Annotated in this window: 24 protein-coding genes and 1 pseudogene; 10 read left to right on the top strand and 15 right to left on the bottom strand. The window is 66.3% G+C overall.

The genetic code is table 11. The features are described from left to right. Window positions 1-187: 187 nt before the first annotated feature. Window positions 188-426, bottom strand: a pseudogene (locus HWX39_RS36840) (hypothetical protein); the annotation flags it as partial. Between HWX39_RS36840 and HWX39_RS20265 the strand changes: the two are divergent. Further along, window positions 328-2130, top strand: coding sequence for a PhoH family protein (locus tag HWX39_RS20265; RefSeq protein ID WP_175969691.1), 1803 nt, complete (start codon window positions 328-330; stop codon window positions 2128-2130). The pseudogene HWX39_RS36840 and the gene HWX39_RS20265 sit on opposite strands and share 99 nt — an antisense overlap. A 237-nt stretch (window positions 2131-2367) precedes the next feature. Next, on the top strand, window positions 2368-3462 hold the full coding sequence (locus HWX39_RS20260; protein WP_175969690.1) for a C40 family peptidase: 1095 nt from the start codon (window positions 2368-2370) through the stop codon (window positions 3460-3462). Between the two features lie 133 nt (window positions 3463-3595). On the opposite strand, the gene HWX39_RS20255 is transcribed toward HWX39_RS20260, so the two are convergent. From HWX39_RS20255 to HWX39_RS20210, 10 genes are all read right to left on the bottom strand, one after another. After that, window positions 3596-4606 (bottom strand): inorganic phosphate transporter, encoded by a 1011-nt coding sequence (locus HWX39_RS20255; protein WP_011354200.1) that lies wholly within the window; start codon window positions 4604-4606, stop codon window positions 3596-3598. Between the two features lie 10 nt (window positions 4607-4616). Further along, window positions 4617-5243, bottom strand: coding sequence for a DUF47 domain-containing protein (locus tag HWX39_RS20250; protein ID WP_034188683.1), 627 nt, complete (start codon window positions 5241-5243; stop codon window positions 4617-4619). Between the two features lie 138 nt (window positions 5244-5381). Continuing rightward, on the bottom strand, window positions 5382-6764 hold the full coding sequence (locus HWX39_RS20245; RefSeq protein ID WP_006486249.1) for a replicative DNA helicase: 1383 nt from the start codon (window positions 6762-6764) through the stop codon (window positions 5382-5384). A gap of 142 nt (window positions 6765-6906) precedes the next feature. Then, a complete protein-coding gene (rplI, locus tag HWX39_RS20240; RefSeq protein WP_021156519.1) occupies window positions 6907-7359 on the bottom strand; it encodes a 50S ribosomal protein L9 in 453 nt (150 codons plus the stop codon). 27 nt (window positions 7360-7386) lie between these two features. Next, entirely contained in the window at window positions 7387-7662 is a 276-nt protein-coding gene (gene rpsR / locus HWX39_RS20235) for a 30S ribosomal protein S18 (protein ID WP_006486248.1), read from the bottom strand. 4 nt (window positions 7663-7666) lie between these two features. Further along, the gene (gene priB, locus HWX39_RS20230) at window positions 7667-7966 is read right to left on the bottom strand and encodes a primosomal replication protein N (RefSeq protein WP_011657069.1); all 300 of its coding nucleotides are present in this window, start codon (window positions 7964-7966) and stop codon (window positions 7667-7669) included. 40 nt (window positions 7967-8006) lie between these two features. Further along, the gene (gene rpsF, locus HWX39_RS20225; RefSeq protein ID WP_006402295.1) at window positions 8007-8381 is read right to left on the bottom strand and encodes a 30S ribosomal protein S6; all 375 of its coding nucleotides are present in this window, start codon (window positions 8379-8381) and stop codon (window positions 8007-8009) included. 242 nt (window positions 8382-8623) lie between these two features. Then, window positions 8624-9520 (bottom strand): anti-sigma factor, encoded by an 897-nt coding sequence (locus HWX39_RS20220; protein ID WP_175969689.1) that lies wholly within the window; start codon window positions 9518-9520, stop codon window positions 8624-8626. Further along, window positions 9510-10151 carry an RNA polymerase sigma factor gene (locus tag HWX39_RS20215; RefSeq protein ID WP_175969688.1) on the bottom strand — a complete coding sequence of 214 codons (642 nt, stop codon included), beginning with the start codon at window positions 10149-10151 and terminating at the stop codon, window positions 9510-9512. Before HWX39_RS20215 ends, HWX39_RS20220 begins: the two co-directional genes overlap by 11 nt. Before the next feature lie 178 nt (window positions 10152-10329). Beyond that, a complete protein-coding gene (locus HWX39_RS20210; protein WP_085039475.1) occupies window positions 10330-11241 on the bottom strand; it encodes a LysR family transcriptional regulator in 912 nt (303 codons plus the stop codon). Window positions 11242-11413: 172 nt separating this feature from the next. On the opposite strand from HWX39_RS20210, the gene gcl reads away from it, so the two are divergent. The 5 genes from gcl (at window position 11414) to lysM (ending at window position 15907) form a co-directional block, all read left to right on the top strand. Beyond that, the gene (gcl, locus tag HWX39_RS20205; protein WP_175969687.1) at window positions 11414-13189 is read left to right on the top strand and encodes a glyoxylate carboligase; all 1776 of its coding nucleotides are present in this window, start codon (window positions 11414-11416) and stop codon (window positions 13187-13189) included. A 44-nt stretch (window positions 13190-13233) separates the two neighbouring features. Continuing rightward, window positions 13234-14043 carry a hydroxypyruvate isomerase gene (gene hyi / locus HWX39_RS20200; protein ID WP_039367004.1) on the top strand — a complete coding sequence of 270 codons (810 nt, stop codon included), beginning with the start codon at window positions 13234-13236 and terminating at the stop codon, window positions 14041-14043. Window positions 14044-14069: 26 nt separating this feature from the next. Further along, a complete protein-coding gene (locus HWX39_RS20195; protein WP_347879584.1) occupies window positions 14070-14978 on the top strand; it encodes a 2-hydroxy-3-oxopropionate reductase in 909 nt (302 codons plus the stop codon). A gap of 321 nt (window positions 14979-15299) precedes the next feature. Then, a complete protein-coding gene (locus HWX39_RS36675) occupies window positions 15300-15425 on the top strand; it encodes a hypothetical protein (protein ID WP_279613096.1) in 126 nt (41 codons plus the stop codon). A gap of 11 nt (window positions 15426-15436) precedes the next feature. Further along, on the top strand, window positions 15437-15907 hold the full coding sequence (lysM, locus tag HWX39_RS20185) for a peptidoglycan-binding protein LysM (RefSeq protein WP_021162125.1): 471 nt from the start codon (window positions 15437-15439) through the stop codon (window positions 15905-15907). A 96-nt stretch (window positions 15908-16003) separates the two neighbouring features. Here the strand turns inward: lysM and HWX39_RS20180 are convergent, their stop codons facing one another. Next, window positions 16004-17026, bottom strand: a complete 1023-nt coding sequence (locus tag HWX39_RS20180) for an asparaginase (RefSeq protein ID WP_175969685.1) — start codon at window positions 17024-17026, stop codon at window positions 16004-16006. A 273-nt stretch (window positions 17027-17299) separates the two neighbouring features. Here HWX39_RS20180 and HWX39_RS20175 point away from each other — a divergent pair, with 273 nt between their 5' ends. The 3 genes from HWX39_RS20175 (at window position 17300) to HWX39_RS20165 (ending at window position 19130) form a co-directional block, all read left to right on the top strand. Continuing rightward, a complete protein-coding gene (locus HWX39_RS20175; RefSeq protein ID WP_166965838.1) occupies window positions 17300-17590 on the top strand; it encodes a PsiF family protein in 291 nt (96 codons plus the stop codon). A gap of 270 nt (window positions 17591-17860) precedes the next feature. Next, the gene (locus HWX39_RS20170; protein ID WP_175969684.1) at window positions 17861-18310 is read left to right on the top strand and encodes a hypothetical protein; all 450 of its coding nucleotides are present in this window, start codon (window positions 17861-17863) and stop codon (window positions 18308-18310) included. 232 nt (window positions 18311-18542) lie between these two features. Further along, window positions 18543-19130 carry a YSC84-related protein gene (locus HWX39_RS20165; protein WP_039367021.1) on the top strand — a complete coding sequence of 196 codons (588 nt, stop codon included), beginning with the start codon at window positions 18543-18545 and terminating at the stop codon, window positions 19128-19130. Between the two features lie 105 nt (window positions 19131-19235). On the opposite strand, the gene HWX39_RS20160 is transcribed toward HWX39_RS20165, so the two are convergent. The 3 genes from HWX39_RS20160 to HWX39_RS20150 all read right to left on the bottom strand — a co-directional run bounded on the left by HWX39_RS20160 (window position 19236) and on the right by HWX39_RS20150 (window position 22931). Beyond that, complete coding sequence (locus tag HWX39_RS20160) at window positions 19236-20300, bottom strand: glycosyltransferase family 4 protein (protein WP_175969683.1); 1065 nt, start codon at window positions 20298-20300, stop codon at window positions 19236-19238. 252 nt (window positions 20301-20552) lie between these two features. After that, on the bottom strand, window positions 20553-21728 hold the full coding sequence (locus HWX39_RS20155; RefSeq protein WP_175969682.1) for an AAA family ATPase: 1176 nt from the start codon (window positions 21726-21728) through the stop codon (window positions 20553-20555). Between the two features lie 30 nt (window positions 21729-21758). Beyond that, window positions 21759-22931 (bottom strand): mechanosensitive ion channel domain-containing protein, encoded by a 1173-nt coding sequence (locus tag HWX39_RS20150; RefSeq protein WP_175969681.1) that lies wholly within the window; start codon window positions 22929-22931, stop codon window positions 21759-21761. Window positions 22932-22968 lie beyond the last annotated feature (37 nt).

The following is a 22968-nucleotide window of genomic DNA, read 5'->3' as shown; positions in this document are numbered from 1 at the left end:
GTTATATTGGGCCGCAATGAATGCCAGTTCGCCCCATATTTCTCGTAGCTGCGCCGGTGCCCGATGCGACGCTTCCCGGCACCTGACGCGCATCACGACGGTATCAGCCGAGCCGCATGTCCCTGTCGACGGGGCAGCGGCTTTTTTTATGGATTGCGCGCCGGCCTTCGGTCCGGCCCTCACCCCGTCAAGGAGCTGATCGACACTTAGGCGAACCGGCTAGACGAACTTCCTGTGCGCCACCGCGCGCAAACTGCATGCGTCTACGTCACGCAGGATGCGATCAGCGGCGCACGCCTTGCGACACGATTCCTCCCGAGGGACACCATGCCTTTGCCTACTCCCCCCAGCAAGCTCGGCAGCCTGCTGCCGCCCGACGAATACAAGGCGAAAGCGCGGCCCGCGAAAGCCGCGAAGAAATCCGCCGAAGGGGACGCATCCACAGCCGGTGACTATGGTCCGGCCAGCGTGGCCCAACCGATGATCGAAGCCGCGAACACGGCCGCGCCGCTGCGCGCCGTCGCGTCTTCGGCGCAAGATGCCGCGAGCGCACCCGCACGCGGCCGCAAGACCAGACAGACGGCCGCACTGTTGCAGCCGATGCCGGCGCCCGCCGAACCCGCGGCGCCGGTCGTCGCGCGCAACGACCGGCCGGCCGCCGACAAACCGGCCGCCGCCCCCGCGCGCGATGCCGGCGCGGCGACAAAATCGCGCGGCCGCAAGCCCGCCGACGCCGAACTGCAGAAACTGTTCGTGCTCGACACCAACGTGCTGATGCACGACCCGAGCAGCCTCTTCCGCTTCGAGGAACACGACGTCTATCTGCCGATGATGACGCTCGAGGAACTCGACAACCACAAGAAGGGGATGTCCGAAGTCGCGCGCAACGCACGCCAGGTCAGCCGTACGCTCGACGCGCTCGTCGCCGATGCCGGCGCGATCACGGCCGGCATTCCGCTGTCGCGCCTCGGCAGCCGCGAGGCGCTCGGTCGCCTGTACTTCCAGACGAAGCTTGCCGACATCGCGCCGATCGAAGGCTTGCCCGAAGGCAAGGCCGACAACCAGATCCTCGGCGTCGTGCGCGCGCTGCAGCGCGACCGCCCCGACCGCCAGGTCGTGCTGGTGTCGAAAGACATCAACATGCGGATCAAGGCGCACGCGCTCGGCCTGCCCGCGGAAGACTACTTCAACGACCAGGTCCTCGAGGACTCGGATCTCCTGTACAACGGCGTGCGCGAACTGCCGCAGGACTTCTGGACCAAGCACGCGAAGGGCATGGAGAGCTGGCAGGATACGAAGACGGGCACCACGTACTACCGCGTGACCGGCCCGCTCGTCGCGTCGATGCTCGTCAACGAGTTCGTCTATCTCGAGCCGCAGAACGGCGAGCCGACATTCCACGCGATCGTCCGCGAGCTGAACGGCAAGACGGCGCTGCTGCAGACGCTGCGCGACTACAGCCACCACAAGAACAACGTGTGGGGCATCACCGCGCGCAACCGCGAGCAGAACTTCGCACTGAACCTGCTGATGAACCCCGAGATCGACTTCGTCACGCTGCTCGGCCAGGCCGGCACCGGCAAGACGCTCGTCGCGCTCGCGGCCGGCCTCGCGCAGGTGCTCGACGACAAGCGCTACAACGAGATCATCGTGACGCGCGCGACCGTGCCCGTCGGCGAGGACATCGGGTTCCTGCCCGGCACCGAGGAAGAGAAGATGCAGCCGTGGATGGGTGCATTCGACGACAACCTCGAAGTGCTGCAGAAGACCGACGACGCGGCCGGCGAATGGGGTCGTGCCGCGACGCAGGAACTGATCCGTTCGCGCCTGAAGGTGAAGAGCATGAACTTCATGCGCGGCCGCACGTTCGTCGACAAGTACCTGATCATCGACGAGGCGCAGAACCTGACGCCGAAGCAGATGAAGACGCTCGTCACGCGCGCGGGCCCGGGTACGAAGATCGTGTGCCTCGGCAACATCGCACAGATCGACACGCCTTACCTGACCGAAGGCAGTTCGGGTCTCACGTACGTCGTCGATCGCTTCAAGGGCTGGGGCCACAGCGGCCACGTGACGCTCGCGCGCGGTGAACGCTCGCGGCTCGCCGACTACGCGTCGGACATCCTGTAACGCGACAGGCCGGCCGCCCGGCCGGCTTTCGACGCATCGCGGCGCTCCGTTTCCGGAGCGCCGTTTTTATTTGGGGTCGAAAACGCAGGTAACACATCGTCACGCAACAACCCGGTTTACGCGCGAAACTTCAAGTAAATTCTCAAGAACGGTTGCTTAAGCCCCGCCAGAGCGTCTACCATCGGGTCTATCCGTTGTCATACGATTCGCGAGCGCGCCGCGCTTGCCCGCCTTGCCATGCTTCGAATCTGGGTTCCCGTTGTTGTCGTGTCACTGCTTGCGGCCTGCTCCAGCGTGCCGCCGCAGTCGGCATCGCGCCCCGCCTCGGGCATGAAGATCACGACGCCACGTGCGTTCCCCGCCCCCGCCAATTTCCCGAAGTTCGTCGATCACAGCGTCGGCCAGGAAGAAATCTCGATCCAGGCAATGAGCCTCGTCGGCGTCCCGTATCGCTGGGGCGGCAATACCCCGACGAGCGGCTTCGACTGCAGCGGGCTCGTGCGCTACGTGATCGGCCGTGCGGCTGACGTGAACCTGCCGCGCACGACGGCCGACATGAGCGGCCGCGGCGTATCGATCGAGCCCGACCAGATCGCACCGGGCGACCTGATCTTCTTCAATACGACCGGGCGGCCGCATTCGCACGTCGGCATCTATGTCGGCAAGCTGCGCTTCGTCAACGCACCGTCGACGGGCGGCACCGTGCGGCTCGACTACCTGACGAACCCCTATTGGGCCAAGCGTTTCGACGGCATTCGCCGCGTCGCGCCGCCACGCGAGGCGCCTACGCCGTTCGATGCGCCGACCTACGAGGCGAAGCGTGACGAGCCGCGCAGCGCGCCGGTCGTTGCGCCCGCTCCCGTGGTCGTGACCGCCGCCGCGCCGCGACAGCCGGCCTATGCGTCGTCACGAACTGCCGCGCCCCGGGCACCTGCACCGGTCACGCCGGCCGCGCCGGTCGTATCGACCGCAGCGGTTGCCCTCGCAGCCGCGTCGGCCGACCCGTATGAAGCGCCGCCGCCGCGCATGCAGACGGCTGAGCAGCAGGCTACATCCGTGAATGACGGCACGGGCACCACTGCAATCACGGCGAATGCCGCACCGGCCGGCCCGGCCGAAGTCGGCACGCAGATTCCGACGACGGCGCTGACTGCCGCCGAGGCCGCGGCTTTCGATGCGGAACCGCCGCCCGCCACCGCCGCGGCGTCACCGCGCAGTATCGAGCCCGCCCCTGTTCAGGTATGGCGTGCGTCGACCCAATCTGCGCCCGTCAGCCCGCGCACTGCCACCGCGGACGATCCGATTGCCCGATTCGCGAACGGAAGCTACTAGCCCGCTTCGCCCCCGCCTGCACCCGCCCGCGACTGCACCCGCCATTCGCCGCCCATTCCCGCACGCCAAATGAAAATGCGCCGCAGCCTTTCGGCTTGCGGCGCATGTCATGTCTGCTCGACAGTATCGGCGATCAGAAGATCCGGTGGCCGAGCCACCATCCACCGGCCGCGAACAACGCAGCCGCGGGCAGCGTCAGCACCCATGCCCACACGATGTTGCCGGCCACGCCCCAGCGCACGGCCGACAGCTTCTGCGTCGCGCCGACGCCGACGATCGCGCCGGTGATCGTGTGCGTGGTCGACACCGGAATGCCGAGGAACGAGGCGAGGAACAGCGTCATCGCGCCGCCGGTTTCCGCACAGAAACCACCGACCGGCTTGAGCTTCGTGATCTTCTGGCCCATCGTGCGCACGATGCGCCAGCCGCCGAACAGCGTGCCAAGGCCCATCGACAGGTAGCACGCGCCGATCACCCACGCCGGCGGCGCATCGGCGGTCGCCGACGCATAGCCCGACGCGATCAGCAGCATCCAGATGATGCCGATCGTCTTCTGCGCGTCGTTGCCGCCGTGGCCCAGGCTGTACAGCCCGGCCGACAGCAGTTGCAGCCGGCGGAAGCGCCGGTCGACCTTGCTGGGCGCGGTGCGGAAATACAGCCACGACACGCCGAGCATGAACAGCGAGCCGAGGATGAAACCGAGCAGCGGCGAGATGAAGATGAATGCGATGGTCTTCAGCAGCCCGTCGATATTCAGCGAACTCCAGCCCGACTTGGCGAGCGCGGCGCCGACCAGGCCACCGATCAGCGCATGCGACGAACTCGACGGAATCCCGTAGTACCACGTGATCACGTTCCAGCCGATCGCACCGACCAGCGCACCGAACACGACGTAGTGGTCGACGATCTCGGGATCGATCGTGCCTTTACCGACGGTCTGCGCGACTTTCAGGTGGAAGATGAAATACGCGATGACGTTGAACGCCGCCGCGAACACGACGGCCTGCTGGGGCTTCAGCACCCCGGTCGACACGACGGTGGCAATCGAGTTCGCCGCGTCGTGAAAGCCATTCATGAAGTCGAATACGAGCGCGACGAGCACCAGCGTCGCGACCATCCATAGGGCAAGTTGTATCGAATGCATCGTGGTCCGCTCAGGCGTTTTCCAGCACGATGCCTTCGATGATGTTTGCGACGTCCTCGCACTTGTCGGTGATCTCTTCGAGCAGCTCGTAGATCGCCTTCAGCTTGATGAGCGTCTTCACGTCATCTTCCTCGCGGAACAGCTTCGACATTGCCGCGCGCAGCACGCGATCGGCCTCCGACTCCCAGCGGTCGATCTCCTCGCACTGCTTGAGGATCTGCGCCGACTGCTTCATGTCGGACAGCAACCCGACCGCCTGCTGCACGTGCTGGGCCGACTGCGTGACGATGTGCGCGAGCTGGCTCGCTTCCGACGTGACGGAACGGACGTCGTACAGCGACACGGCGGTCGCGACGTCCTCCATCAGGTCGAGGATGTCGTCCATCGTCGTGATCAGCTTGTGGATCTCGTCGCGATCGAGCGGCGTGATGAAAGTCTTGTGCAGAAGATCGATCGCCTCGTGCGTGAGCTTGTCGGCGGCCTTCTCGGCGGTTTGCACGTTTTGCTTGTGAATCTCGGCGTCGGCGAGATTGTCGATCAGCAGTTCGAGCTCGCGGCCACCGGAAACGATGTGCTTCGCGTGCGCGTTGAAGAGTTCAAAGAACTTGCCCTCGGTGGGCATGAATCGACCGAACATGGGATTCCTGAGAGATTGTCAAACTACTGTCACGAAAACGGGCGACATTGTACCGTTTTCGGTCGCGCCGCGACGCGCGCACATGCGCGCGCCGGGATTGGATACAACGTTTGGCGATTTAGGGCTTTACAACCGGCGTTACTCGCCGTAGAACGTCTGCGCCCCTGCAAAGTTGTCGAACTTCGTGTATTGCCCCAGGAACGTGAGCCGAACGGGGCCGATCGGACCGTTACGCTGCTTGCCGATGATGATTTCGGCCGTGCCCTTGTCGGGGCTGTCCGGGTTGTAAACTTCGTCACGGTAAATGAACAGAATCACGTCCGCGTCCTGTTCGATTGCGCCTGATTCGCGCAAATCCGACATCACCGGACGTTTGTTCGGACGCTGTTCGAGGCCGCGGTTAAGCTGCGACAGCGCGATCACCGGCACGTCGAGCTCCTTCGCCAGGCTCTTCAGCGATCGCGAGATTTCCGAGATTTCGGTCGCGCGGTTCTCGCCCTGCGACGAACCCGACATCAGCTGCAGGTAGTCGACGATGATCAGGCCGAGCTTGCCGCATTGCCGCGCAAGACGCCGCGCGCGCGAGCGCAATTCCATCGGATTCAGGCCGCCCGTTTCGTCGATGAAGAGCTGCGCCTCGCTCATCTTCTGCACGGCGTGCGTCAGTTTCGGCCAATCCTCGTCGGTCAGGCGGCCCGTCCGCATCCGGTGCTGGTCGAGCCGGCCGATCGAACCGAGCATACGCATCACGAGCTGGGTGCCCGGCATTTCCATCGAAAACACCGCGACCGGCAACCCGTACTCAACCGCCACGTATTCGCCGATGTTCATCGAGAACGCCGTCTTACCCATCGACGGACGCCCTGCGACGATGATCAGTTCGCCGCCATGCATCCCGGACGTCATCCGGTCGAGGTCGACGAAGCCCGTCGGCGTGCCCGTGACGTCGCTCGGGTTCGCCGTGTGGTACAGCGTATCGATGCGCTCGACGACCTGCGTGAGCAGCGGGCCGATCTCGAGGAAGCCCTGGTTGCCGCGCGCGCCCTCTTCGGCGATCGAGAACACCTTCGACTCCGCCTCGTCGAGCAGTTGGCGGACTTCCTTGCCCTGCGGGTTGAACGCATCGGCCGAGATCTCGTCGGCGACCGACACGAGCCGGCGCAGCACCGCGCGGTCGCGCACGATTTCCGCATAGCGGCGGATGTTCGCCGCGCTCGGCGTGTTCTGTGCGAGGGCGTTGAGGTACGCAAGCCCCCCGACGTCGTCGGCCTTGCCGGACGTGGTCAGCGCTTCGTACACGGTCACGACGTCGGCCGGGCGCGTCGACGCGATCAGGCGACCGATGTGCTCGTAGATGATCCGGTGGTCGTAGCGGTAGAAATCACCCTGCGACAGGAAGTCGGCAATCCGGTCCCAGGCCGCGTTGTCGAGCAACAGGCCGCCGAGCACCGATTGTTCGGCTTCGACCGAGTGCGGCGGGACTTTCAGCGATTCGATTTGAGGATCTTGCGGCGCGTTCATGGGTTGGGATTATCGCGAATAACCTACGACGACGCCAGAGAGACGGTCGCCGGCGAGCAGGCAATAAAAAAGGCAGGCCCCGGTTGCCCGGACGCCTGCCCTTGTCCGGACGGCGGAAGCCGCCCGGAAAGCTTGCGTACGCTTACGCGTGGTCGCCGATCACGTTGATCGTGACGTCGACGACGACGTCCGTATGCAGCGCGACCTGGACGTTGTGCTCGCCGATCATCTTCAGCGGGCCTTCCGGCATGCGAACTTGCAGCTTCTCGACTTCGAAACCTGCCTTCTTCAGCAGTTCCGCGACGTCGCCGTTCGTGACCGAGCCGAACAGACGGCCGTCAACGCCCGACTTCTGCGTGATTTCGAACGACTGGCCGTTCAGCTTCTCGCCGACTGCCTGCGATGCCGCCAGCTTTTCAGCGGCGATCTTTTCGAGTTCAGCGCGGCGAACTTCGAATTCGGCGATCGCTTCCTTCGTTGCACGGCGAGCCTTGCGGTTCGGGATCAGGAAGTTGCGAGCGTAACCGTCCTTGACCTTGACGATGTCGCCGAGGTTACCCAGATTGGCGACTTTTTCCAACAGAATGATTTGCATTCGAATTCTCCTTATTGCGTCGCCTGATTACGCCTTGTGCTGATCGGTGTACGGCAGCAGCGCGAGGAAACGCGCACGCTTGATGGCCGTATCCAGCTGACGCTGATAGTGCGCCTTCGTACCCGTCAGACGAGCCGGCGTGATCTTGCCGTTTTCGCCGATGAAGTCCTTCAGCGTTTCCGTGTCCTTGTAGTCGATCTGCTCGACGCCTGCAGCCGTGAAGCGGCAGAACTTCTTGCGCTTGAAGAGCGGGTTTTGTTGCTGACGACGCTTGTCGAATTTCTTACCAGTCGGGCGGGGCATGATTTCAGTCCTTTCCAATGTCCTGCAATGCTGTGATGTGAAACACCAAGGTTCTCGCGTTGCGGCTCTTCTTTGCCAGGAAGCCCGTGAACAGCGTTTCGACGCCCATTTCACGACTCTCCAGCCTGCCGCTCGCCTCACCGGCCGCCACCGCCTCGATCGTCATTTCGACCTGACGGGGAATGCCTGCTTCGACGACTTCCGTGCGGTGATGCAATGTGGCGCTTGCGATCGGAACACCAGCCGGCGTATATCGCACCGGTGCGCGTTCGACGACGCTTGCCGTCAATTGCAACCTGTTCACGTGAGTGACGCGCTCCTTGATGGCTTAATGAATGACGAACTTAAGCCTGCGCTTCGGTCGGCTGAGCTGCAGCCGCCTTCTTGGCTTCTTCGCGCTGAACTTCCTTCATCATCGGCGACGGGCCGGTTTCGGCCTTCTTCATCTTGACGATGAGGTGACGCAGCACGGCGTCGTTGAACTTGAACGCGTGTTCGAGTTCGTCGAGCGTCGTCTGGTCGCACTCGATGTTCATGCAGACGTAGTGAGCCTTCGCGAGTTTCTCGATCATGTAGGCCAGTTGGCGACGGCCCCAGTCTTCGACACGGTGGATCTGACCGCCGTGCGACGTGATCGTGGTCTTGTAACGCTCGATCATCGCGGGCACTTGCTCGCTTTGATCGGGGTGCACGATGAATACGATTTCGTAATGACGCATTACACACTCCTTGTGGATTGAAGCCACCCGGGCGTCTGAACCGGTGTGGCAAGTGAGAAGCCGAAGATTCTAACCCGGATACGGGGCGCATGCAAGGCCAATCGACGATTCGCGCGCGGATTCGGCCATGTTTTCAAAGACTTGAAGAGGCGAACCCGGCCAGGCAGGCCGCTCTTCGGTTCTTTTACTGGTCAGGGTCGGAACAGAAACGCACGGCGGGCCCGCAGGCCGCCGCCGCGCCGTCACTCGGTACGCGTACCGGCGAGCCGCGCATCGAGCGCGGTCCTGAACGCCGCGAGCGCCGGCGGCTCGGCGTCGGTCACGGCCCACCACGTCATCCCGGCCGCGTCCCAGCGGTCGAGCGCATAACCCTGCGACACGGTCGCGTACGGCGTGCCCGGCCCTTCGCCGGCCGGCCGCACGTAGACGTCGATCACGTGCTGCCGGTAACGGTAGACGAGCACCGCGACGCGGCGCCGCCCGACGTAGTCGAGCCGGCCGCCGACCAGCGCGAAGCCGTCCGCCGCGAGATCCTCGACCGGCGGCGCGTAGTCGAGCCGGCCGTTGAACCACGGCTTGACCGTGTGCCGGTCGGTCGAGATCACGTCGATGTCGCGCGCCGACAGGTCGGCCCGCACGTGGCTCGACACGAGTTCGTCGACCGTGCGGTCGGTGTCGGCGTGACGCGCCGACAATGCCATCCCGCCCGCCGCCGCGAGCGCCACCAGCAGTGCGACACCCCAGCCGAGGCCGGGCAGCGCGGCGACCCGCGGCCCCGCACCGGCAGGCGCCGGGCGTGTCGCTGCGCCTTGATCCGTCAGCCACGAGAACCAGCGGCGGCCACGCGGACGCGGCTGCGGCCGTGACCGCGGTTCGGGCTGCGGCTCCACCCGCGCCCGCTCGCGTGCAGTCGCATCGGCCGCTGCCGGCAGGCTCGCGAGGATGCTCGCCCGCAGCGCATCCGGCGCACAGTGATAGTCGGCCTGACGCACGGCCTGAACCAGCGTGACGATCCGCGCGCGTTCACGGCGGCACGCTTCGCACCCTTCGACATGCTGCTGGACCCGCAACGCGTCGGGCGCCGACAGCTCGCGGTCGACGTCCGCGTCCAGCAACGCTCGCGCTTCGTTACAGTCCATCGATAGCCTCCGATGCGGTTCCGCCCGCCGGCGTACGGCCCGGCCTGCCTTCGGCCGCCGGTGCCGGCGCGCCGCCCAGCAGCGCGGCGAGCTTGCGCCGGCCACGTGCGAGCCGCGACATCACCGTGCCGACCGGCACATCTGCGATCGCCGCGATCTCGCGATAGCTCAGGTCTTCCATCTCGCGCAGCACCAGCACCTCGCGGTATTCGGGCGGCAGCTTCGCGAGCGCTTCATTCACGAGCCGCACGTTCTCGCCGCGCAGCAGGTGCGCGAGCGGATCCTCGGTCGCCGGTTGCCAGTCGTCGGGCACGTCGGTGTCGTCCAGCGTGTCGGGCAGCGCGACCTCGTGCGCATGCGTGCGGCGCCGCCATTCCGTGTACCAGGTGTGGCGCACGATCGTCAGCAGCCACGGCCGCGCGTTGTCGCCGCGACACGAATCGACGAAGCGCAGTGCGCGCATGCACGCGTCCTGGACGACGTCGTCCGCATCGCCGGCGCTACCGCTCAGCCAGCGCGCGAGGTTGTACGCGGCGTCGAGATGCGGCAGCACGAGCGCGCGAAACCGCTCGCCGCGCGCAACCGCGTCGTCCGCCGACCGCTCATCGACCGCCTGTCCGCCTTGCCCCACATGGCCTCCCTGGTCCCGGCGGCCGAAGCCGCACCCGTTCCGCGCACGGTGCCCGGACAGACCGGCAACGCGCGCGCTCGATGACCTTACCGTCGTTGCGTCGAGTTTATTCCCGCGCCGCGCGCCCGAAGCGTAAAAAAACGCCGGGCGGCCCCGTGGCCGGGGCCGTCCGCGCCGGTTACGGCGTGGTGCTCCAGTAGCCGGGGCTCGCGTAAGCGGCGCGCAGGTAGTCGATGAAGTAGCGCACGCGAGCCGGCACGTAGCGCTGCTGCGGGTAGACCGCGAGGATGTCGTAGTCGGGCAATGCATACTCGTCGAGCACGGTTTCGAGCTCGCCCGTCTCGAGCTGCGCGGCGATTTCCCACGTCGAGCGCCAGCCGAGCCCCAGGCCCTCGGCCACCCAGCGGTGCAGCAACTCGCCGTCGTTGCAGTCGAGATTGCCCGCGACGCGCATCGTCGCGATCTTGCCGTGGCGCTGGAAATACCAGCCGCGGTTCTGCCCCCCCTGCAGGTTGAACGCGAGGCAGTTGTGCTTGAGCAGGTCGTCGAGTGACTTCGGCCGGCCGTGCCGGCGGAAATACTCGGGCGTGCCGCACACGACGCGCCGGTTCGACGCCAGCTTCACCGCGACGAAGTTCGGATCGACGGCACCGCCGATCCGGATCGACAGGTCGTAGCCTTCGCGCACGAGATCGACGACACGGTCGGTCAGGTTGAACGACAGCTGCATCTCGGGCTTGTCGGCCAGAAAGCCGGGGGCGTGCGGCGCGACGTGCTTGCGCCCGAACGCGGCCGGCGCGGACACGATCAGGTGCCCGCTGACCGCGCGGCGCCCGGCGGCCAGCTCGTTCTCGGCCTGGTCCCATTCCGACAGGAGACCGCGGCAACGCTCGAGGAACGCGGCGCCCTCCTCGCTGACCACCAGCCGCCGAGTCGAGCGGTACATCAGCTTCACGCCGAGACGCTTTTCGAGCGCGTCGATGCGCCGCCCGAGCACCACCGGCGACACGCCCTCCTCGAGCGCCGCCGCCGCGAGGCTGCCGGCATCGGCCACCCGCACGAACGTCTCGATCTGCTTGAAGCGATCCATCTCCCGTCTCCGTCTCTGTTCCGGCACCGGCGAACAGCCTCGCCCCGCCGTCATTCCATACTTTTAGTTTCGAAAAAAGCGACTTCGGCGGATCTTATCAAACCTTTCCTGCATCCCTAAAGTGTCCCCAACAGACCCATTTGCAAGATCCACCCCATTCAAGGAGACATTCATGGCCAAGATGAGAGCCGTCGACGCCGCTGTGCTCGTGCTCGAGAAAGAAGGCATCCAGACCGCGTTCGGCGTGCCGGGTGCGGCAATCAACCCGTTCTACTCCGCGATGCGCAAGTCGGGGGGCATCAGCCACGTGCTGGCACGCCACGTCGAAGGCGCGTCGCACATGGCCGAAGGCTTCACGCGTGCGGCCCCGGGCAACATCGGCGTGTGCATCGGCACGTCGGGCCCCGCCGGCACCGACATGATCACGGGTCTGTACTCCGCATCGGCCGACTCGATTCCGATCCTCGCGATCACCGGCCAGGCACCGCGTGCCCGGCTGTACAAGGAAGACTTCCAGGCCGTCGACATCGAATCCATCGCCAAGCCCGTCACGAAGTGGGCCGTCACCGTGCGCGAGCCGGCGCTGGTGCCGCGCGTGTTCCAGCAGGCATTCCACCTGATGCGCTCGGGCCGTCCGGGCCCGGTGCTGGTCGACCTGCCGATCGACGTGCAACTCGCCGAAATCGAATTCGACATCGACACGTATGAACCGCTGCCGGTCTACAAGCCCGCGGCCACCCGCGCGCAGATCGAGAAGGCGCTCGCGATGCTCAACGACGCGGACAAGCCGCTGATCGTGTCGGGCGGCGGCGTGCTCAACGCGGCGGCCGAAGACCTGCTCGTCCAGTTCGCCGAAACGACCGGCGTGCCGGTGATCCCGACGCTGATGTCGTGGGGCGCGATTCCGGACGACCACCCGCTGATGGCCGGCATGGTCGGCCTGCAGACGTCGCACCGCTACGGCAACGCGACGATGCTCGCGTCCGACTTCGTGCTCGGCATCGGCAACCGCTGGGCGAACCGCCACACGGGCAGCGTCGAGGTCTACACGAAGGGCCGCAAGTTCGTGCACGTCGACATCGAACCGACGCAGATCGGCCGCGTGTTCGGCCCGGATCTCGGCATCGTGTCGGACGCGAAGGCCGCGCTGGAACTGTTCGTCGCCGTCGCGCAGGAATGGCAGGCCGCCGGCAAGCTGAAGGACCGCAGCGCATGGGTCTCGGAATGCCAGGAACGCAAGCGTACGCTGCAGCGCAAGACGCACTTCGACAACGTGCCGGTCAAGCCGCAGCGCGTGTACGAAGAGATGAACAAGGTGTTCGGCCGCGATACCTGCTACGTCAGCACGATCGGCCTGTCGCAGATCGCCGCCGCGCAGTTCCTGCACGTGTTCAAGGCGCGCAACTGGATCAACTGCGGCCAGGCCGGCCCGCTCGGCTGGACGATTCCCGCCGCGCTCGGCGTGCGTGCGGCCGACCCGAGCCGCCCGATCGTCGCGCTGTCCGGCGACTACGACTTCCAGTTCATGATCGAGGAACTGGCTGCCGGCGCGCAGTTCAAGCTGCCGTACGTGCACGTCGTCGTGAACAACTCGTACCTCGGGCTGATCCGCCAGGCGCAACGTGCGTTCGACATGGACTACTGCGTGCAGCTCGCGTTCGACAACGTGAACGCGCCGGAACTGAACGGTTATGGCGTCGACCACGTGGCCGTCGCGGAAGGCCTCGGCTGCAAGGCGCTGCGCGTGTTCAAGCCGGAAGAGATCGAGCCGGCGCTGCGTCAGGCGCAAACGCTCGCGGAGGAGTTCAGCGTGCCGGTGGTCGTGGAAGTGATCCTCGAGCGCGTGACGAACATCTCGATGGGCGCCGAAATCGACGCGATCAACGAATTCGAGGATCTCGCCGAAAAGGCCGAGCACGCACCGACCGCGATCTCGATGCTCGACTGAACCGCACGACATTTTTTGACTGACCGACCGAAGAGGCTTAGCTCATGCCGAAGTTTGCTGCAAACCTGACCATGCTGTTCAACGAAGTGCCGTTCCTCGACCGCTTCAAGGCGGCCGCCGACGCGGGCTTCGACGCCGTCGAGTTCCTGTTCCCGTACCCATACGCGAAAGAGGAGCTCGCCGAGCGACTCGAGACGCATCGCCTGCGCCTCGTGCTGCACAACCTGCCCGCGGGCAACTGGGACCAGGGCGAGCGCGGCATCGCGTGCCTGCCCGATCGCGTCGGCGAATTCCAGGAAGGGGTCGGCCGTGCGATCGAGTACGCGAAGGCGCTGAAGGTGCCGCAGTTGAACTGCCTCGTCGGCATCCCGTCGGCCAGCACGGCGCGCGACAAGACGTTCGTCACGATCGTCGACAACCTGCGCTTTGCCGCCGACGCGCTCAAGCGCGAAGGCATCCGCCTGCTCGTCGAGCCGTGCAACAGCTTCGATATCCCGGGCTTCGCGCTGAACCGCTCGTCGGAGGGGCTCGACGTGATCCGTGCGGTCGGCTCGGACAACCTGTTCCTGCAGTACGACATCTATCACATGCAGCGCATGGAAGGCGAACTGGCCGCGACGATCGAACGCAACCTCGCTTCGATCGGCCACGTCCAGCTCGCGGACAACCCGGGCCGCAACGAGCCGGGCACGGGCGAGATCAATTACGCGTTCCTGTTCGCGCTGCTCGACCGGCTCGGCTATGCCGGCTACGTCGGCTGCGAGTACAAGCCCCGCACCACCACGACGGAAGGCCTCGGCTGGCTGCAAGGCGTCGCCGGCTGCGCACCGGGCTCCGCGCGTCGCGCAGCCTGAGTAGCGCCCTTCCCGTTTTCAGCCCCATAGGAGACTTTCACATGGCAACCATCGGTTTCATCGGCCTCGGCATCATGGGCGCGCACATGGCGCGCAACCTGCTCAAGGGCGACCACCAGCTCGTCGTGAACGGAGCGTTCCCGATCCCGGACGACCTGCGCGCGAGCGCGAAGGTCGTCGCGAACTCGACCGAAGTCGCTCGGAACGCGGACATCATCATCTCGATGGTGCCGGATACACCGGACGTGCGTAACGTGCTGCTCGCCGACGACGGCGTCGCGAAGGGCCTGACGGCCGGCAAGCTCGTGATCGACATGAGCTCGATCTCGCCGCTCGACACGCAGGAATTCGCGAAGCAGATCAACGCACTCGGCTGCGACTACCTCGACGCGCCGGTGTCCGGCGGCGAAGTCGGTGCACGCGAAGCGACGCTGACAATCATGGTCGGCGGCCCGGAGGCGGCATTCGAGCGCGCCAGGCCGCTGTTCGAGAAGATGGGCAAGAACATCACGCTCGTCGGCGACAACGGCGCGGGCCAGACCTGCAAGGTCGCGAACCAGATCATCGTCGCGCTGAACATCGAGGCGGTCGGCGAAGCGCTGCTGTTTGCCGCACGTTCGGGTGCCGATCCGGAGCGCGTGCGCCAGGCGCTGATGGGCGGCTTCGCCGCATCGCGCATCCTCGAAGTGCACGGCGCGCGGATGACGAAGCGCACGTTCGATCCGGGCTTCCGCATCGAACTGCACCAGAAGGACCTGAACCTCGCGCTCGACGGCGCGCGCAAGCTCGGCCTCGCACTGCCGCACACGGCCAGCGCGCAGCAGTTGTTCAGCGTGTGTGCATCGCACGGCGGCAAGGCATGGGATCACTCGGCACTCGTGCGTGCGCTCGAGATCATGTCGAACTTCGAGATCGGCCAGACGCCGGACGCTTGACGCGGCTGCGGCGATGCGCGTTTCCGCTGCGATCGCGGAGGCGCGCGACGGACATACGTGACCGGCCCGGCCGGTCGCATCGATGCGCGGCACGCTCGCGCATCACGGTGGGGCGCCCCGCCCTGCACTGCCAACGGCATGCGGAACGGGGCGAAAAACGCCGCTCTGGGCTGAGAGCGGCGTGGTGGGGTCCGCAGCGGCACCCGGCGACGCCGGGGAAGCCTTGGTCGGTCAGACGTCGTCGTCGGGTGTCCGCCTGTCGGATTTCGCGTATTACATTTCTTTACGTTCAAGCGCGCGATTTTTCATGCAATCGTCGTCATGAACGCCTACACTTTCGCCACGCCTTTCGAGAAAGCCGCCGCGCTTGCGGCCACCTCCGGTGACCGCGCCCAGCGCGGTGTTTTTTTCGCCACTTCATGGCGCGTTTTCTTTTCAACCACCTAAGGAGTGCAACGATGGGTCTTCTTTCGTTTATCAAAGAGGCGGGTGAAAAACTGCTGGGTCATGCCGATGCGCAAGCAGCGGAAGATCCGAATGCCGCAAACCAGACCGCGGCCGATGCCATCAAGAACTACATCAACACGCAGGGTCTCGATACGTCGAACCTGACCGTCGCGTTCGACGGCGCATCGCGCACCGTGACGCTGTCGGGCAGCGTCGCCGACCTCGACACGAAGGCCAAGGTCAAGGTCGCGGCCGGCAACGTGCAGGGTGTCGCGGGCGTCAACGACGACGATCTGCAACCGGACGATCCGGAAGTGCAGTACCACGACGTGAAGCCGGGCGACACGCTGTCGGCGATCGCCAAGGAAGTCTATGGCGACGCGAACAAGTACCCGGCGATCTTCGAGGCGAACAAGCCGATGCTGTCGAGCCCGGACCGGATCTACCCGGGCCAGAAGCTCGTGATTCCGCCGCAGTCCTGAGCATTGTCGCCGGACTGATACGACAAAAGCAGGCCATCGGCCTGCTTTTTTCATGGTGACGCGCGGCGACCCGGGCTGCGCGGATCAATCCGCCGGTTACAACGCATCGAACATGCGCTGCAGTTCGTCGCGGCCATGAATGCCGTTCGCGAGCGCGAGCATCAGCAGCACGCGTGCCTTGAACGGGTTCAGCGACCCTGCGCTCACGAAGCCGAGCGCATCGTCGTTCGCAGCGCCGTTGCGCATCACGTGCCCCGACCCGACGCGCGACGCGCGAACCACCGCGACACCTGCGTTCACCGCATCGGCCAGCGCCGCCTGCAGCGTCGCATGGATCGAGCCGTTGCCCGTGCCCGCGACGACGAGTCCGCGCACGCCGGCCGCGACGAGCGCGTCGACAGCCGTCCGCGTCACGCCCGCGTAGCTCGCGACAACTTCGACGGGCGGCCACGCGGCGGCGATCGCCAGTTGCGTGTCGCGCGAACGCGTGACGCGGCGCGCGAATTCGACCCGGCCGTCCTGCACCCAGCCGAGTGCGCCGAGTTCCGGCGACTGGAACGCGTCGACCGCATAGGTGCTCGTCTTCACGACGTCGCGCGCGCCATGGATCCGGTTGTTGAACGCGACCAGCACGCCCTGCCCGCGCGCGGACGGATGCGCGGCCACCGTCACGGCGTTCAGCAGGTTCAGCGGGCCGTCGGACGACAGTGCGGTCGCCGGGCGCATCGCGGCCGTCAGCACGACCGGCTTGTCGCCGTTGACGACCAGGTGCAGCGCATACGCGGTTTCCTCGAGCGTGTCGGTGCCATGGGTGATCACGATGCCGTCGACCGCCGGATCGGCCATCAGCGTGTCGATCCGCGCGGCGAGCGTATTCCACAGCGGCGGCGCGAGATCCTTGCTGTCGATGCTGGCGATCTGCTCGGCGTCGATGCGCGCGATGGACGCGAGCGCCGGCACCGCGTCGACCAGCAAATTGACGCCGAGCGCGCCGGCCTGGTAGCCGGCCGTGCTGGCCGCGTCGGGCGCGGCGCCGGCGATCGTGCCGCCGGTGGCGAGCACGGCGATGCGCGGCAGGGTCGCCGCGGACGAACGGAATGCGGAATTCGGAGTATTCATGGCCGCGATTGTAAAGGCTCGCGGCCGGGATCCGGCAGGTTCCGGTCGGTGACCGAGGCTGGCCGCCGCACATCATCATGGTTTATCCCGATCGTCCGGTAACACGTGCCGTCAACGGCCGTGGTGTCCGCAACGTTATAGAAAGTGCCGTTTTGGTGTTTTCACATTGATTTGCCATAATCGAAGCGCGCTGTGCGATGCGGCCCCAACTTCATTGCGCGGTGCTTCGTGACGGCGTCGATAACACGCAATTCACCCCATGGGAGTGTCGAAATGAAAATCCAATCGCTCGTAGCCGCAGTGCTTCTCGGCGGCATGCTGGCTTCCCCCGCGTTCGCGGCGAACAGCCAGCAGGACAAGATGAAAGCCTGTAACACCCAGGCAGCCGGCAAGACGGGCGACGAACGCAAGGCGTTCATGAAGGACTGCCTGTCGGCGAAGCCCGCGAAGGCAATGTCGCAGCAGGACAAGATGAAGGCGTGCAACACGCAGGCCACCGGCAAGAAAGGCGACGACCGCAAGGCGTTCATGAAGAGCTGCCTGAGCAGCCAGCCGGCAGCCTGAGTTCCGGCGCTCCCGTATCGAATGCCGCGCACCGCTTCGGCGGGCGCGGCATTTTTGTTTTCGTTGCACGCGCATCGACGCGCCCTGCCCCCGCGCTTTCACCACGCCGCCTGCCCCGCTTTCCCGGCTTGCCGTGCCGGCGTCGCCACATGGTGCGGCAATTCGCCGCGATTTCTTCTATGATGGCTGCAACGCGGCCCATCCAAGTACAAGAAGCGCCATCGGGCCGCCCTCGAGACAGACGCGCACGCGCGTCAAACGGAGGCATGGATGGCATGGAGACAACACCGCTGGTTCCGCCGCTGGCTGATCGTGATCGTATTCTGGGCCGTGCCCGTTGCGATCGTCGCCGTGCGCGAAATCCGCGAGGAAATGGCGTACAACAATGCAGACCTGCAGCTCGCGCTGACCACCTGGCAGCTCACCGACGCGCAGCAGGGAACCGGCGCCGCCGCGAAGTGCCACGGGGATCCTGACGAGGCGCGCGCAGCCGGCTGCCCGGCCGATGTGCTCGCCGCCAATGCGCCGCGCCAGCAGGCTGCCCGCGACGAATACGTGGTGCGCCGCAGCACGCTCACGAGCTACCTGTGGCACGCGTTCGTCGGCTACTGGGTCGTGCCGGCCGCGTTCCTGTTCGCGTGCGGGGTCGTGATCGCGCTGATCCGCCGCGCGCTGCGCCGCCCCCCGATCAAGCCGCCTGTTCCGCCCGTCACGCACTGACGCGCACGGCAGGCGCCGCAGTCCGATCGACCCCCGCGTGTTTCCCGCATGCCGACGTGACGTCGGCGCGCGGGCGCCGGTTCGTCCGTTGGCGTGCCGCGACACCCTCGAGCGATTTGACGCTTTTTCACGTCGCGACGAAAAAGGACTGTAATCCGCTGTGATATAACTGCCGACGTGATCCGCTCCCTGAGCGAGACTCACTCCGAACATCATCCGATGGAGAAGAACGATGCAAAAACGGAATCTTGTGCTGAAAGCCGCCGCGGCGCTCATCGTCGGTAGCCTCGCGCTCACCGGTTGCACCACCACCCCGGACAAGCCGGACAACGCCGCAACGAACGCGTCGAAGCGCCAGGCAATCGACTCGAGCGTCGACGCCACGCTGTCGCGCATGTACTCCACGGTCAAGGGTTCGCGTGAACTCGTCGCGAAGTCGCGCGGCGTGCTCGTCTTCCCGGACGTCATCCAGGCCGGCTTCATCGTCGGCGGCCAGTCCGGCAATGGCGCACTGCGCGTTGGCGGCAGCACGGTCGGCTACTACAACACGTCGTCGCTGTCGGTCGGCCTGCAGGCCGGTGCACAGTCCAAGGCGATCGTGTTCCTGTTCATGACGCAGGAAGCGCTCGACGAATTCCGCGGCTCGGACGGCTGGGCAGCCGGCGCCGGCGCGTCGGTCGCGCTCGTGAAGATGGGCGCGAACGGCGCGGTCGACACGACCACGGCCACCGCACCGGTCCAGGTCGTCGTACTGACGAACGCGGGCCTGATGGGCGACGTGTCGATCAACGGCACGAAAGTCACGAAGCTGAAGATCTGACGCTGGCGCAACGCCCGTGCGCACGGCGCGCGGGCGATGCGCAAACGGCGATGTCCTTGCGGGCATCGCCGTTTTTTTATCCGCGCGCGCCGTGCGCCACGCGCGTCAGGTCGTCGAGTCGATCACCTTGAAGCGCGAGCGTTTCTGCGCACGGATCACCGACTGGTAGACGTCGACATACTGCTGCGCCATGCGGCGCGACGTGAAGCGCGCCTCGAAGCGCTGCCGCACGCGCGCACGCGGCAGCAGGTGCAGCCGGTTCACGGCGGCCACCGCGCTGATTTCATCCTCGACGATGAAACCCGACACGCCCTCGTCCACCACTTCGGGCACTGCGCCGCGATTGAACGCAATCACCGGCGTGCCGCACGACATCGCCTCGATCATCACGAGGCCGAACGGCTCCGGCCAGTCGATCGGGAACAGTAGCGCATGCGCGCCCGACAGGAATTCGGCCTTCTGGTGATCCGCGATCTCGCCGATGAATTCGACGTGCGGCAACGCGAAGAGCGGCTTGATCTCGCGCTCGAAGTATTCCTGGTCGGCCGCGTCGATCTTCGCGGCGATCCTGATCGGCAGTCCGCACTGGCGGGCAATGCGGATCGCCGTGTCGACGCGCTTCTCCGGCGAGATGCGGCCGAGGAACGCGAGGTAGCGCGGCTCGACCGGCTGCGGCATATACAGCGTATCGGGCAGCCCGTGGTAGACGGTCGTCAGCCATTTCGCCTGCGGCAGCGGCTGGCGCTGCGAGTTCGAAATCGAGATCACCGGCGCCGTGTTGAACGTGTCGAACACCGGCTGCTGCTCGGGCAGGTCGAGCCGGCCGTGCAGCGTCGTCACGTAAGGCGTCTCCTGCCGGTTGAAGACCGAGAACGAGTAGTAGTCCATGTGGAAATGGAGCACGTCGAAGTCCATCGCCCGGCGCGCGACCGTCTCCATCAGCAGCATGTGCGGCGCGACCCGGTCGCGGATCGACGCGTCGAGCCGCAGCGCGCGTGGCCAGACCGGCTCGAGCTTCGCCCGCGTCGTCGAATCGCCGCTGGCGAACAGCGTCACATCATGGCCGAGCTCGACGAGCGCCTCGGTGATGTAGGACACGACGCGCTCCGTGCCGCCGTACAGCTTCGGCGGCACCGATTCGGTCAGCGGCGCGATCTGGGCAATTCTCATGGTCCACGTCTCCTGTGTCCTGTCCGTTGCGGCACGGCCGGCGAGCCCTACGCTTTCGCGCCCCGCTCGCCCCCATGCGGCGCCGGCCGGCACGGGGCCAGCCGGATATCCCTTCATTATTCGCGATCCCGGCGCCCGGAACCGCCCGTCTTTCATTTTATGGAAGTTGTTACAGGCAGGATACATTCCGCCAGTCGGGCCGATCCGCCCCCCGATGCGACGATCGAGCCCGGACGCAGGCCACCCTGCCTGTCAGCGCGACGGCCACTTCCATGCCGGCAGGTCGCGCGTATCGGCATCGACGAGCCGCGTCGCACCGAGCTGCTTGTCGAGCACCAGCGATTCGCAGCCGGCCTCGCGCTCGAGCGTCGCGATGAGCCGCGCCGCGTGCGACACGACGAGCACCTGCGAACGCTGCGCCGCCTGCGCGATCAGGCGGCCGAGCGCCGGCAGCAGATCGGGGTGCAGGCTTGTCTCCGGTTCGTTCAGCACCATCAGCGCCGGCGGCCGCGGTGTCAGCAGCGCAGCCGCGAGCAGCAGGTAGCGCAGCGTGCCGTCCGACAGTTCGGCCGCCGTGAGCGGCCGCAGCAGCCCCGGCTGGCGCATCAGTACGTCGAAGCGGCCACGGCCGCCCGGATTGTCGATCTCGATCGACGCACCGGGAAACGCGTCGTCGAGCGCCGCATCGAGTGCCGCGCCGTCGCCGATTTCGCGGATCGTCTGCAACGCGGCGGCCAGGTCGGCGCCGTCGTCCGCGAGCACCGGCGTATGGGTGCCGATGTGCGACTGCCGCGCCGGCGCCTGCGCATCGGTCCGGAAGTGATCGTAGAAGCGCCACGAGCGAATCCGCTCGCGCACCGCGATCATCTCGGGCGCGCCGGTCGGATCGGCGAATTCGGTCATCATGCTGTCGAAGCTGGCCACCGGCTGCGGAATCGTCTGCCATTCGCCCGATGCGGTGCGCGCGCGGATCTGCGCGCCCTGCCGGTCGACCAGCAGCGTCGACGGGCGTAACGGCGTGCCGCCCCAGATACACTCGCGCTTGACCACCGGATCGAGCGAAAACTGCGATCTGCTCGGGGTCGGCATGCCGAGATCGATCGAATAACCGAAATCGTCGCAAGCGAAGCCGAGCTTCAGGCTCACGGGCCCCTTGCGCACCGTGCCGGTAACCGGTGCATCGCCGTTCAGCATCGCCCGGGAGAAACGCTCGGGGCCGGCCCACAGCGTCGACGGCAACCCGCCTTCGCGGGCCAGCGAAGGGATCACGCGCCCCTGCGCGGTATCGGCGAGCAGCCGCAGGGCGCGGTACACGCTCGACTTGCCGCTGCCGTTCGGCCCCGTGACGACGTTGAGCGCCGCGAGCGGCACGATCAGCTCGCGCAGCGAGCGGTAATTGGCGATGGCGAGCGTGTTCAGCGCGGTCATGACGAGGGACGGTGAGCATGCGGGCCGCTGTCAGCGGCCTTCGGTGGCCTGCGGGTCGGCCGCGGTATTGGCCGCCGTACTGGCGGCAGGCGACCGCGCGTGCGGCCGTTCGGGATTCGGTGCGTCCGGCGCGCAATCGTGCGGATACAGTTCCATCCGGCTGCGCGGCAGGCATTGCGGATAGCGGTCCTGCAGGTAGGCGATCAACCCTTCGCGCACGCGGCAGCGCAGGTCCCAGCATGAAGACGAATCGGCCGCGCTGACGAGCGCGCGCAACTGCATCGTGCGTTCCGTCGCGTCGGTCACCTGCAGCACCTGCACGCGACCGTCCCACTCGGGTGCCGCGTGGACGAGCCGCGCGAGTTCCTCGCGCAGCGGCGCAAGCGGCGTGCGGTAATCGACCGACAGGTAGACCGTGCCGATGATTTCCGAGCTGTTGCGCGTCCAGTTCGTGAACGGGTTCTCGATGATCCATTGCAGCGGCACGACGAGGCGCCGCTGGTCCCACAACCGCACCGACACGAACGAACCGGTGATTTCCTCGATGCGCCCCCACTCGCCCTGGATCACGACCACGTCGTCGAGCCGGATCGGCTGCGTCAGCGCGATCTGCAGCCCGGCAATCAGGTTGCCGAGCACCGGCCGCGCGGCGATACCGGCGACCAGGCCCGCAACACCGGCCGACGCCAGCAGGCTCGCGCCGACCTGGCGCACGTTCGGGAACGTCATGAGTGCGGCGCCGGTGCCGATGATCACGATCAGCACCATCACGGTCCGCACGAGCACCTTCGCCTGCGTATGGATCCGCCGGGCCTGAAGGTTGTCGGCCGTATCGATCGGATGCGCCTGGATGATGGCGTCGCCGACGCCGGCCGCGAGCCGCACCAGCAGCCACGTGAGCGAAATGATGGAGCCGACCGCCGCCGCCGTGCGCATGCCGCGCACGAACGACATGCCGTCGTCGGCCTGGACCCACAGGAATTCGAGCGCAAGCAGCGCGAGCACGACGAGCGACGGCCTGTCGATGTAGCGCAGGATCGCGCTCATCAGCGGATATGGCTGCGCGATGCGCTTGACGATGCGTGCGCCGAGACGGTGGACGACCGTGACGACCAGCAAGACGATGACGGACACGGCCAGCGTGCCGAGCCATGAATGCAGCGGCGCATCGGTGATGCGCTGCAGTTCCTCGATTGAAATCATCGGCGCCCGTGGGTTATGAGGCGCGCGCGCCTCGTCC

This window comes from Burkholderia sp. BCC0322 (genome assembly GCF_902833045.1).
Classification (GTDB): Bacteria; Pseudomonadota; Gammaproteobacteria; order Burkholderiales; family Burkholderiaceae; genus Burkholderia.
This window is presented reverse-complemented; position numbering and strand designations above follow the sequence as displayed.